General features: G+C 69.8%; 12 protein-coding genes. 7 read left to right on the plus strand and 5 right to left on the minus strand.

Going from position 1 to position 11087, the window contains the following annotated elements; all coding sequences use genetic code 11:
- The first annotated feature begins 197 nt into the window (after nt 1–197).
- The 6 genes from pobA to ABZU25_RS06955 all read left to right on the plus strand — a co-directional run bounded on the left by pobA (nt 198) and on the right by ABZU25_RS06955 (nt 5921).
- The gene (gene pobA, locus ABZU25_RS06930) at nt 198–1379 is read left to right on the plus strand and encodes a 4-hydroxybenzoate 3-monooxygenase (protein ID WP_355028384.1); all 1182 of its coding nucleotides are present in this window, start codon (nt 198–200) and stop codon (nt 1377–1379) included.
- 138 nt (nt 1380–1517) lie between these two features.
- Nucleotides 1518–2492: an ABC transporter substrate-binding protein gene (locus ABZU25_RS06935; RefSeq protein WP_355028385.1), complete on the plus strand. Its 975-nt coding sequence runs from the start codon at nt 1518–1520 to the stop codon at nt 2490–2492.
- A gap of 75 nt (nt 2493–2567) precedes the next feature.
- Complete coding sequence (locus ABZU25_RS06940; protein ID WP_355028386.1) at nt 2568–3368, plus strand: ABC transporter permease; 801 nt, start codon at nt 2568–2570, stop codon at nt 3366–3368.
- Nucleotides 3365–4189 carry an ABC transporter permease gene (locus ABZU25_RS06945; RefSeq protein WP_355028387.1) on the plus strand — a complete coding sequence of 275 codons (825 nt, stop codon included), beginning with the start codon at nt 3365–3367 and terminating at the stop codon, nt 4187–4189. The genes ABZU25_RS06940 and ABZU25_RS06945 overlap by 4 nt, the downstream gene beginning before the upstream one ends.
- Nucleotides 4182–4994, plus strand: a complete 813-nt coding sequence (locus ABZU25_RS06950) for an ABC transporter ATP-binding protein (protein WP_355028388.1) — start codon at nt 4182–4184, stop codon at nt 4992–4994. Before ABZU25_RS06945 ends, ABZU25_RS06950 begins: the two co-directional genes overlap by 8 nt.
- 39 nt (nt 4995–5033) lie before the next feature.
- A complete protein-coding gene (locus tag ABZU25_RS06955) occupies nt 5034–5921 on the plus strand; it encodes a PaaX family transcriptional regulator C-terminal domain-containing protein (RefSeq protein WP_355028389.1) in 888 nt (295 codons plus the stop codon).
- Here the strand turns inward: ABZU25_RS06955 and ABZU25_RS06960 are convergent.
- The 4 genes from ABZU25_RS06960 to ABZU25_RS06975 are packed head-to-tail and all read right to left on the minus strand — an operon-like array spanning nt 5845 to nt 9731.
- A complete protein-coding gene (locus tag ABZU25_RS06960) occupies nt 5845–7374 on the minus strand; it encodes a long-chain fatty acid--CoA ligase (protein ID WP_355028390.1) in 1530 nt (509 codons plus the stop codon). The genes ABZU25_RS06955 and ABZU25_RS06960 overlap by 77 nt on opposite strands.
- A 54-nt stretch (nt 7375–7428) precedes the next feature.
- Complete coding sequence (locus ABZU25_RS06965) at nt 7429–7881, minus strand: MaoC family dehydratase (RefSeq protein ID WP_355028391.1); 453 nt, start codon at nt 7879–7881, stop codon at nt 7429–7431.
- A 17-nt stretch (nt 7882–7898) separates the two neighbouring features.
- Nucleotides 7899–8780 (minus strand): amidohydrolase family protein, encoded by an 882-nt coding sequence (locus tag ABZU25_RS06970; RefSeq protein WP_355028392.1) that lies wholly within the window; start codon nt 8778–8780, stop codon nt 7899–7901.
- 24 nt (nt 8781–8804) lie between these two features.
- Nucleotides 8805–9731 (minus strand): SDR family NAD(P)-dependent oxidoreductase, encoded by a 927-nt coding sequence (locus ABZU25_RS06975; RefSeq protein WP_355028393.1) that lies wholly within the window; start codon nt 9729–9731, stop codon nt 8805–8807.
- Nucleotides 9732–9813: 82 nt separating this feature from the next.
- On the opposite strand from ABZU25_RS06975, the gene ABZU25_RS06980 reads away from it, so the two are divergent.
- Complete coding sequence (locus ABZU25_RS06980; RefSeq protein ID WP_355028394.1) at nt 9814–10281, plus strand: MarR family winged helix-turn-helix transcriptional regulator; 468 nt, start codon at nt 9814–9816, stop codon at nt 10279–10281.
- Between the two features lie 45 nt (nt 10282–10326).
- Here the strand turns inward: ABZU25_RS06980 and ABZU25_RS06985 are convergent, their stop codons facing one another.
- A complete protein-coding gene (locus tag ABZU25_RS06985; protein WP_355028395.1) occupies nt 10327–11067 on the minus strand; it encodes an IclR family transcriptional regulator in 741 nt (246 codons plus the stop codon).
- Between the last annotated feature and the right edge of the window lie 20 nt (nt 11068–11087).

An 11087-nucleotide genomic window follows, 5' to 3' on the forward strand; every position in this document is an offset into this window, starting at 1 on the left:
CGATGGTATCCGTCAACGACTGCGGAAAGTCGGTGCGACGCGTTGACGCGAGCCGGGCCACGTGCCAACGTTCAAATAGAGAACGGTCGTTCGATAGGCGAACACTTCGAGCCCCTTCCGAGCGGAAGCCCCACGCCCCCAGGAGGACCGCCATGACACTGCTCGACGTCACGACCTGACATCTGAAGGAGAGGAGGATGCCGGGGATGCGTACCCAGGTCGGCATCGTCGGCGCCGGGCCGGCCGGACTCATGCTGTCGCACCTGCTGCACCTGCGCGGTATCGAGACCGTGGTGCTGGAGAGCCGCAGCCGCGACCACGTCGAGCACCGACTCCGGGCGGGCGTCCTCGAACAGGGCTCGGTCGACCTGCTCTGCCGCACGGGCCTCGGTGAACGGCTGCGACGGGAAGGGCTGCGGCACGAGGGCATCGAGCTGCGCTTCGCCGGGGAGTCGCACCGGGTGCCGATGACGGATCTGACGGGGCGGGCGATCACCGTCTACGGACAGCAGGAGGTGGTCAAAGACTTGATCGCCGCCCGGCTCGCGGCCGGCGGCTCGATCCTGTTCGAGGCCGACGCGGTCCGCCTGGACGGCCTCGACTCAGACTCACCGGTCATCCACTTTCGACGCGACGGCCGCGAGGAGGAGTTGCACTGCGACTTCGTGGCCGGCTGCGACGGGTTCCACGGGGTGAGCCGCGGCGCGGTACCCGAGGGGGTGCTGACCACCTACGAGCGGACGTACCCCTTCGCCTGGTTGGGCGTCCTCGCCGCGGCCGCGCCGGCGGTGGAGGAGCTCATCTACGCCAACCACGACCGTGGTTTCGCCCTCTACAGCATGCGCTCGGCGGACATCTCCCGGCTCTATCTGCAGGTCGCGCCCGACGAGGACATCACCGCCTGGCCGGACGAGCGGATCTGGACGGAGCTGCGGGCGCGACTGGAGACGGTGCCGGGCTGGTCGCTCAACGAGGGGCCGATCCTGGAGAAGTCCATTACCCCGATGCGCAGCTTCGTGGTCGAGCCGATGCAGTGGGAGCGGCTGTTCCTGGCGGGGGACGCCGTGCACATCGTCCCGCCCACCGGTGCGAAGGGCATGAACCTGGCCCTCGCCGACGTCGCGCTGCTCGGGGACGCCTTCGCGGCGTGGTACGACGGGGGCCGCACCGATCTGCTGGAGGGCTATTCGGCCACGGCACTGCGCCGGGTCTGGCGCGCCCAGCACTTCTCCTGGTGGATGACCTCCATGCTGCACCGGCTGGAGCGCAACGACCCGTACGAGACGAAGCTGCAGACCGCGACTCTGAGGTACGTCGCCACCTCCCGTGCCTACGCGACCAGCCTGGCCGAGAACTACGTGGGCCTGCCGGACGTCTGACCGCGCCGCCGAACGATGTTTAACCTATTCGTGACGGGCGTCAGAAATTCTTGACATTCGATGCCGGGGTGACTGACCATGGCCAACACAGCGGCGTGCGCCCCCACCCCACCACCCCGCCCAGGAAGGGCCTCGTCAATGAAGAAGGTCATGGCTCTCGGGCTGATCGCCGCCACCGCGATCGCCCTCACCGGATGTACCGACTCCGACGCGTCCAAGCCGTCCGAACAGACCTCGGGCGAGTTGCGCAAGGTCCGGGTCGCGGCGCTGCCCATCACCGAAACCGCCGCGTTGTGGGGCGGCATCAAGGCGGGGATCTTCGCCGAGCGCGGGCTCCAGGTCGAGGTGCTGCCCGCCCAGGGCGGCGCGCAGGCCATTCCCGCGCTCATGAACGGCGACATCGACTTCGCGATCGGCCAGCCCTTCGGGCCGTTCCGGGCCGACCTGCGGGATCTCGGCGTCGTCATCATCGGCAACTACGCCTCCTCGTACGCCGACGGCGACGACATCAACGCCGTGGTGGCCTCGGCGAAATCCGGCATCAGGCGGCCGGCCGACCTCGCGGGCAAGCGGGTCTCGGTCAACAGCCTGGGCGCCGCCGGCGACGTGACGATCATGGCGGCGGTCGAGAAGGACGGCGGCGACCCGTCGAAAATCAAGTTCGTCGAGGTCGCCTTCCCGGACGCACCGGCCCAACTCGAATCCGGCAACATCGACGCCGCCTGGGTGCCGGAGCCCTTCGTCACGCAACTGAAGGCCCGCGGCGACACCTTCATCGTCGCGCCCTACCAGGCGGTGGTGCCCGGCCTGACCACGCTCACCACGATCACCACAAAGGAACGCACGGAGAAGGACGCCAAGCTGGTCGAGGACTTCACGGCGGCGATGAAGAAGACGTTGGAGTGGGCCAAGGTTCCCGCCAACGAGGCGGCGCTCCGGCAGGCCATCAAGGACAATCTCGAGCTGCCCGCGCCCGTGGCGGAGTCGGTGAGGCTCCCGGCGTTCGGTTGGGAGGTCGACCGGTCGAGCCTGCAGACGCTCGCCGAGCTCGCGCAGAAGTACAAGGTGCTCGACAAGCAACCCAACTTCGACCGTCTCATCCACCAGCAGTAACTGGCGCGATCCCGCCCTCCTCCCTGAGCGTCGGACCGGGGAGGGCCTGGCCGCCCGCCTGACGACGGGAGTGACATGCCCGTGTTTCCCACCCGACGCCTGCGCGCGTTACGCAAAGCGATGCTGGGCCTCGTCGGCCTGACCGGGTTCCTCGTCGTCTGGCAGCTGATCCCGACGCTGGGCCTGGTCAACCCGCTGTATCTGCCGTACGTGACGGACGTGCTGGCGCGGCTGTTCGAGCAGATCGTCGACCTCGCGTTCTGGCGGCGGCTGGGCAGCACCATGACGTCCTGGGCGATCGGTCTCACGGTGGCGACGTTGGCCGCCGTCGCCCTCGGCACTGTCGTCGGCCTGGTGCCGTTCCTCCGGCGCGCGACCCACACGACTGTCGAGTTTCTGCGACCAATCCCGTCGGTCGCCCTCATTCCGCTCGCCGTGCTGATGTTCGGCATCCAGATGCAGGCCGCCCTCGTCATCATCATCTACGCGTCGTTCTGGCAGGTGTTCGTACAGGTGATCTACGGCGTCGCCGACATCGACACGGTCGCCCGGGACACCGCTCGCAGCTTCGGTCTGCTCCGCCGAGAGCAGTTGACGCATCTCGTCCTGCCGACCGCCCTGCCGTACCTCATGACGGGCCTGCGGCTCGCGGCGGCGGTCGCGCTCATCCTCGCCATCACCGCGGAAATGGTGATCGGCAACCCCGGCCTCGGGCGCATGATCGAGCTGTCCCGATCCGCCGGGGACTCCGTCGGCCTGTACGCCCTCGTCGTGGTCACCGGCCTGCTCGGCCTCACTGTGAACATCGCCTTCCGGTTCATCGAGCGTCGGGTGCTGTCCTGGCACCAGTCCGTGCGAGGGGAGACGGTGCTGTGACCGCGTACACCGGCCGGATCGCCAGCACGCCGCGCAGCCGGGGTGTCGGGTCCCGCATCGTGGCGAGCCTCCTCTACGCCCTCGGGCTGCCGATGCTGCTCCTGGTGGTCTGGGGCCTGGTGGCGACGAGGGCGACGAGTCGGTTCTTCCCCGACCCGTTGACGATCTCCGAAGCGTTCGTGGACACCTGGGTAGGTCCCTCGTTCGTCGACGACGTGGTGCCGAGCCTCTACCGCCTCGGCCTCGGTGTCGCCGCGTCGATCGTGCTCGGTATCGCCGCCGGCACCGTCATCGGCCTGGCCCCGTGGTTGCGCGAACTCCTCGAGCCGCTGTTGGAGTTCTTCCGGGCGATCCCGCCGCCGGTGCTGATCCCGGTGGTCATGCTCCTGCTCGGCATCACGGACACCATGAAGGTGGTCGTGATCGTCTCCGGTGCGGTCTGGCCGATCCTGCTGAACACGATCGAGGGTGTCCGGGCGACGGACAGCGTCATGAAGGAGACGGCGGAGTCGTTCCGGGTCTCCTGGTGGGAGCGACTCTGGTTCCTCGTGCTCCCCGCCGCCAGCCCACGCATCATGGCCGGGGTTCGGCAGGCCCTCTCGGTCGCGCTCATCCTGATGGTCATCTCCGAGATGTTCGCCTCGTCCTCCGGGCTCGGCTACCGGATCGCCTACTTCCAGCGCAACTACCTCATCGCCGAGATGTGGAGCGGCATCCTCCTGCTCGGTCTCGTCGGCGTCGTCCTCGCCGTAGCTTTCGGTCTCGTCGAACGGCGCGTCCTGCGCTGGTACCACGGAATCAGGGAGGTCAACCGTGCCTGATCGGAGCACCCTGCTGCGGGTCGAGCGCCTACGAAAGGTCTACGAGTCCACGACGGGAAACGTCGAGGCGATCGGAGACATCAGCTTCACGATGGACGCCGGTGAACTCGTCTGCATCGTCGGGCCGTCCGGCTGCGGCAAGACCACTCTCCTGAAATGCCTCGCCGGCCTGCTGCGGCCCACCAGCGGTGTGGTCGAGATGGACGGCTCGCCGGTGACCGGCCCCAGCCCCGCCATGGCCGTCGTGTTCCAGGAGTACGGTCGCAGCCTCTATCCGTGGCTGACGGTGCACGGCAACGTCGAGCTTCCGCTGCGGCACAAGAAGCTCTCCCGAGCGGACCGGGACAAGCTGGTCGCCGACGCTCTCGATGCGGTGGGCCTGGCGCACGTCGCGCGAAGCCACCCGTGGCAGCTCTCCGGCGGGATGCAGCAGCGGGTGGCGATCGCGCGGGCTCTCGCCTACCAGCCCGAGATCCTGATCATGGACGAACCGTTCGCAGCGGTGGACGCGCAGACCCGGGCCGACCTGGAGGACCTCGTCCGCGAGCTGCACACCAGCCGCAGGATATCGGTCCTCTTCGTCACCCACGACATCGACGAGTCGGTGTATCTGGGCCAGCGGGTTCTAGTATTGTCCGCGTCGCCGACCTGGGTCCAGGAGGACCTTGCGATCGACCTGCCGCCGGAGCGCGATCAGATCACCACCCGCGCCCTGCCCCGTTTCACCACACTGCGGACGCACGTCTACGACCAGATCCAGCGAGCCAAGCGCGGGCAGGCCGTAGCCCCGAGGTCCGCGCCGTGAGCGGTGCCCGGACGAACGGACTCGCCGAAGGGAAGGGCTGTGGGTAGTCGTCAGCCGAAGCAGCTGCTGCTCGCCTTCTTCGGGGAACACGTCGTCGATGGCGCCACGGGACCGATCCGGGCGAGCGCTCTGATCACCGTTCTGGAAGGCGCGGACGTCGCCGCGCCGGCCACCCGCGCGACCCTCGACCGCCTCGTGCAGAGCGGCATCCTCGCTCGCAGCAGGAGTGGTCGGGAGACCTTGTTCTCGTTGACCGAACACGGCGTGGCGGTGCTGCGCGAGGCCACGTACCGCGTTCGCGGGCCGCGGCCGTTCGACCCACAGGGCAGCGGGTGGACCCTTGTCACCTTCTCGATCCCGGAGGGTCAGCGGATGCTGCGACACCGGCTGCGCTCGACCCTCACCTGGGAGGGCTTCGCGCCGATCCGGGACGGGCTCTGGCTGGCGCCCGGCGAGGTGGACCTCGCCGGGTCGTTGGAGCCGCTGCGGCAGGACCTCGCGCCCAACGCCGTGGTCGCCTTCCACGCCCGCGAACTCGCCGGGTTCCCGATCGGTGACAGCGTGCGCGCCGCGTGGGACATCGAGGCGATCCGGCGCGAGCACCTCGCGTTCATCGACGTGTGGGACGACCCGGCCGCGACGGCGATGGCGCCGAGCGCCCTGACCGTGCGGACGATGCTCGTGGCGGACTGGCTCGCGCTGCTGCGCGCCGACCCGAGGCTGCCGGCCGAGTTCATGGACGCGGAATGGCCAGCCAGCCGGTCGGCCGAGACCTACCGCCGGATGCACGAGAAGTTGGCAGAGGCGTCCACTGCGGAGTTCGCCGAACTCGTGGCGGCCCGCCCCGCGGCTAGGCGCCGAAGCGGGCCTTCAGATCGGCCTTCCGCACCTTCCCCGACGCGGTCCGCGGCAACTCGTCCACGATGACGACGTTCTTCGGCAGCTTGTAGCGCGCAATCCTGCCGTCGAGGCACGCCCGCACGGTGTCGGTGTCCACGGACACCCCCTCCCGTACGGTCACGATCGCCCACGGCACCTCCCCCCAGCGCTCGTCCGGTACGCCGATGACCGCCGCCGACGTCACCCCTTCGATCTCGCTGAGCAGCTGCTCGAGTTCGAGGGGATAGATGTTCTCGCCCCCCGAGATGATCATGTCCTTGAGGCGGCCGGAGATGTAGAGGCAGCCGTCGGCGTCCAGGTGGCCCAGATCGCCGGAGCGGAACCACCCGTCGACAGTGAACGCCTCGGCGGTCGCCTCCGGGAGCCCGTGGTAGCCGGGGAAGATGTTGGGCCCGGCCACCTCGATCTCACCGACAGCGCCGGTGGGCACCACGGCACCTGTCCCGTCGGTGATCCGCACGTCGGTGAAGAAGTGCGGCAGACCGACGCTGCCCTGCTTGCTGCGGGTCAGCGACGGCGGCAGCGCTGTCGCGCCCGGCGCGGCCTCGGTCATGCCGTACCCCTGCGAGAACGACAGGCCCCGCGCCTCGTACGCGTCGAGGATGCGGGCCGGCACCGCCGAACCTCCGCAGGTGAGCTTCGCCAGCGTCGACAGGTCGGTCGAGGCCCAGGCGGGATGGTCGGCCATCAGCTGGTAGGTGGTCGGCACGCCGCTGAGCATGGTGACCCCGTGCCGCTCGATCTGCGCGAGCGCGCGGCCCGGGTCGAAGCCCTTCTCGATGACCATCGTGGCGCCCTTGAGGATGACCGGCAGGGCACCCATCCCGAGGGAGGCGACGTGGAACAGTGGCGAGATCATGAGCGCGACGTCGGTCGAGACGACGTCGTAGTCGACAACACAGTTGAGCGCGACCCAGGTGAGGTTCCCGTGGGTCAGCACGGCACCCTTGGCCCTGCCGGTCGTGCCCGAGGTGTAGACGATCGCCGCCGGATCCCGGTGGCCGGTGTCGGCAGGGCCGGTGCACCCGGCGACGGCGTCCCGCGCCAGGTGGGCAAGACCCGGCCGGTCCGCGGCGCCCTCGCCGGTGACGATGACGAACGGGGTCCCGGCGGCCGGCACGGCGGAGGTCACCGGCACCGCGAGATCCGGGTCGTGGATCAGCACCCGCGCGTCGCAGTCCGTGAGAACGTAGGCGATCTCGGGTGGTGCGAGCCGGGTGTTGACCGGCACGAAGACGGCACCGACCTGTGCCGCCCCGAACATCACCTGGAGAAACTCCGGGCTGTTCTCGCCGAGGTAGGCGACGGCGTCACCCTTGCCGACACCCCGCTCCCGCAACAGCGCCGAGATCCGGTCCGCGGCGTCGGCGAACTGACCGTACGTCATGGTCGACCGGTCGCCGTGGATGAGGGCGACCTTGTCCGGGGACTTGAGCCGGCGCTTGGCCAGCCAGGCGCCAATTCCGTGCTGCTGCATCATCAGTCTCCTGGTGGTGGAGGTGGTGTGCTCACCCGGCTCGGCGGACCCCGGGGTTCAGGCGTAGAAGCGGTACAGCCCGCGCGCGACCACAGCGGGCTTGGTCCCGCCCTCGATCTCGATCGTCTGGTCGACGGCGAGCTGGTAGCCGCCGCGCACCTCGACGACCTCGACGACAGTGGCCTGCATGCGCACCCGCGACCCAACCACGACCGGCGCGGGGAAGCGCACCCTGTCGAGGCCGTAGTTCACCTTCGTGGCCACGCCCTTGACCTCGAGCAGCTCGGTCCAGAAGGGAACTGCCATCGACAGGGTGAGGAAGCCGTGCGCGATCGGCGCGCCGAACGGACCGGTCTTCGCCCGCCCGGGGTCGACGTGGATCCACTGGTGGTCATCTGTGGCGTCCGCGAACAGGTTCACCTGGTCCTGGGTGACCGTCCGGTAGCCGGTATGACCGAGATCGGCGCCGGCGAGGTCGGCGAGCCGGTCGTAGCTGGTGGTCGTCGTCATTGCGCTGCCTCTCGTCGTCACCGGGCAAGGCCCAACAGCCGGACCGCGTTGTCCTTCAGGATGCCCGGGAGCACGTCCGGTTTGAGGTCGGTGGCTGCCACGTCGCGCAGCCAGCGATCGGGGGTGAGCAGGGGGTAGTCGGTGCCGAACAGCACCCGTCGTTTCAACACAGTGTTGGCGTGGCGCACCAGCTCGGTCGGGAAGTACTTCGGGCTCCAGCCGGACAGGTCGATCCAGGTGTTGTGCTTGTGCGTGGCCACCGACAGCGCCTCGTCCTGCCAGGGCACCGACGGGTGGGCCATGATGATCTGCAGGTCGGGAAAGTCGGCCGCGATCGGGTCGAGCAACATCGGATTCGACAGGCCGAGCCGCAGGCCGTAGCCGCCCGGCGTACCCGCGCCGATGCCGGTCTGCCCGGTGTGGAAGAGCGCCGGGACCCTGGCCCGCTCGAGGAGGCCCCACAGCGGCGCGTACTCGTCGCGGCTGGGGTCGAACCCCTGCACTGTGGGATGGAACTTGAAGCCGCGTACGCCCTCCTCGTCGATCAGCCGGGCGGCGAGTTCGAGGGCCGCTTCGCCGGTGCGCGGGTCAACCGAACCGAAGGGGATGAGCACGTCGGCGTACTCGGCCGCCGCGCGGGCGATGTCGGTGCTGGACAGCGGCCGGTGCTTCAGTTGGGTTCGCGCGTCCACTGTGAAGACGACGGCGGCCATGTCCCGCTCGCGGTAGTACTGCGCCACCGCGCCGACCGCGGGCCGTGGCCCGTCGGTCTTGAAGTACGTCGACACCGCCGCCACGAGCGGTTCCGGCAGTGAGGCGTGACCGTGGTGGTCGACCTCGATGTGCACGTGCATGTCGATCGCCGTTACTGCGTCGAGGTCGATCGCGGGCTGGTACATGGGCGGCAGCCTTCGTCGGGCGGGTCAGGGGGTCGCGGGCTGGAATTCGTCGGGAAGGTCCGGGAAGCGTTCACCAACACTCTGCGCGGCTCCGGCGAACGTCGTCGGCCAGGTCTCCACCAGCGCGTCGTACGTCCAGCCGCCCTCGCGGTGAGCGGTCAGCGCCGCCTCCGGGTGGGTCCAGATCTGGAGGCGGTCGCCGCCCACCCCGATCACCTGCCCGCTCACGGAGCCCGCCGCGTCGGAGCCGAGGAACGCGATCAGCCCGGCTACGTCGTCCGCCGTGCCGAACCCGAGGTCGTGCCGGAAGAACGCCGGCATCTGCTCACCGTTCGCCTCGGCCCGCACCGCCGCGGCGAAGTAGGGGACGGTGGCGGTCATCGCGGTCGCGGCGACCGGAACGACGGTGTTGGCGGTGATGCCGGCCCGGGTGAGCTCGAGCGCCCAGGTTCTGACCATGCCGACGATGCCCGCCTTTGCGGCGGCGTAGTTGGTCTGGCCGAAGGTGCCCCGCTGTCCGGTGGGTGAACCGACGCAGATGATCCGCCCACCCTCGCCGGCCTGCCGCATGTGCTGCACCGCCGCACGCACAGTGGTGAACGTGCCGCGCAGGTGCACGTTGACGACGGTGTCGAAGTCGTCGTCGCTCATCTTCCACAGCACGGTGTCGCGCAGGACGCCGGCGTTGGTGACGAGGATGTCCAGCCGCCCGAAGTGTTCGACCGCTGTGCTGACCAACTCCTTCGCGGTCTCGGTCGGGCCGACCGGTGCGACCACCGCGACGGCCCGGCCGCCGGACGCCTGGATCGCCGCCACGGCGTCGGCGGTGACCTGGGCGTCGATGTCGTTGACCACGACGGACGCGCCGCGCCGCGCCAACTCCTGGGCGTAGGCGAGGCCGAGACCCCGTCCCGATCCGGTGACGATGGCGACTTTGCCGTCCAGTGACATGGGCACTCCCTTTCGTCGATGCGATCTGAGCACGAACCGTTGAGAATGTCAATTATTTAGGATGCTTGCTACCATCGTCGCCATGTCCCCTGTCGAACGGACCCGGCCGACCGGACGCGACCGGCTGCGGGACAGCGTGCTCGCCGGGGACCTGAGCTTCCTGCTGGCCCGCGCCAACGCGCTCACGCTCGCCGCGGCGAACGCCGCCCTCGCCGAGCACGGGCTGAAGGCACGCTCCTATTCGGTGCTCGCCCTGGCCGCCGACGACGTCCGCCCCACCCAGCGGGAGCTCGCCGAGTTCCTCCGTCTCGATCCGAGCCAGGTCGTCGCCCTCATCGACGGGCTGGAGAAGCGCCACCTGGTCGAGCGTCGCGCCGACCCCGCCGACCGCCGCGCCAACGTCCTCGTCGCCACCGACGCCGGCCGGGCGCTGTTCACCCGCGCCCAGGAGTCGGCGCGCGCCGTGGAGCTCGGCCTGCTGGCCATCGTGACGCCGCAGGACCACGAGCGGCTGGCCCGACTGCTGCGACTGCTGGCCTTCCCGGACTGACGCGGCGAGCGGGCAGCGCCCGATCACCGGCACCGGTGGCGCGAATCAGCAGCTGGACCCGCGGGGTGAGCTGCCCAGCGCCCGGGACAGCACCCGCCCCGCAGCCTGGACCAGCGGGGCCAGCGCTCCCGGGTCCGCCCGGTCGTGAGCGACCACCAGCGAGATCGCCGCCACCACACCCTCCGGTGCGCGGATCGGCGCAGCCACCGAAAGGGCGTCCATCGTGACCTGCCGGTCGCTGACCGCATACCCCAGCTGGCGCACGTGGGCGAGGCAGCGCCGCAGCCGCCCCGGGTCGGTGATGGTCAGGTCGGTGTAGCGCTCCAGTGGCGCGGCCAGCACCTGCTCCTGCACCTCGATGGGCGCGTGTGCGAGCAGCACCAGCCCGACGCCGGTGGCGTGGAGCGCGAAGCGGCCACCCACCCGGGTGAGCACGGGCACCGCGTCCCGCCCGGCGATCCGTTCGATGAAGACGAGTTCGAGGTCCTGCCGGACGGCGAGCTGGACGTTCTCGTGGGTCACCTCGTACAGGTCCTCCATCACCGGGAGGGCCACTTCCCGCAGTCCCAGACCCCTCGGAGCGAGCGAGCCCACCTCCCACAGCCGCAGACCGATCCGGTACCGCCCGTCGTCGCCGCGCTCCAGCGCCCCCCACGCGACGAGTTCCGCTGCCCGCCGGTACACGGTGGGCAGCGGCAGCCCGGCGCGCCGGGCCAGCTCGCTCAGGGTCATCGCCGGACTGGCCGGGCTGAACGCGTCGAGCAGCGCCAGCACCTTGCTCGTCACCGACCGACCCGGTTGCCCGC

Source organism: Micromonospora sp. NPDC005215 (assembly GCF_040607915.1).
In the GTDB taxonomy this organism is placed as follows: domain Bacteria; phylum Actinomycetota; class Actinomycetes; order Mycobacteriales; family Micromonosporaceae; genus Micromonospora.

Coding starts and splice junctions, on each gene's coding strand:
- pobA (WP_355028384.1), top strand. CDS start 198: ATGCCGGGGATGCGTACCCAGGTCGGCATCGTCGGCGCCGGGCCGGCC.
- ABZU25_RS06935 (WP_355028385.1), top strand. CDS start 1,518: ATGAAGAAGGTCATGGCTCTCGGGCTGATCGCCGCCACCGCGATCGCC.
- ABZU25_RS06940 (WP_355028386.1), top strand. CDS start 2,568: ATGCCCGTGTTTCCCACCCGACGCCTGCGCGCGTTACGCAAAGCGATG.
- ABZU25_RS06960 (WP_355028390.1), bottom strand. CDS start 7,374: ATGATGCAGCAGCACGGAATTGGCGCCTGGCTGGCCAAGCGCCGGCTC.
- ABZU25_RS06965 (WP_355028391.1), bottom strand. CDS start 7,881: ATGACGACGACCACCAGCTACGACCGGCTCGCCGACCTCGCCGGCGCC.
- ABZU25_RS06970 (WP_355028392.1), bottom strand. CDS start 8,780: ATGTACCAGCCCGCGATCGACCTCGACGCAGTAACGGCGATCGACATG.
- ABZU25_RS06975 (WP_355028393.1), bottom strand. CDS start 9,731: ATGTCACTGGACGGCAAAGTCGCCATCGTCACCGGATCGGGACGGGGT.
- ABZU25_RS06980 (WP_355028394.1), top strand. CDS start 9,814: ATGTCCCCTGTCGAACGGACCCGGCCGACCGGACGCGACCGGCTGCGG.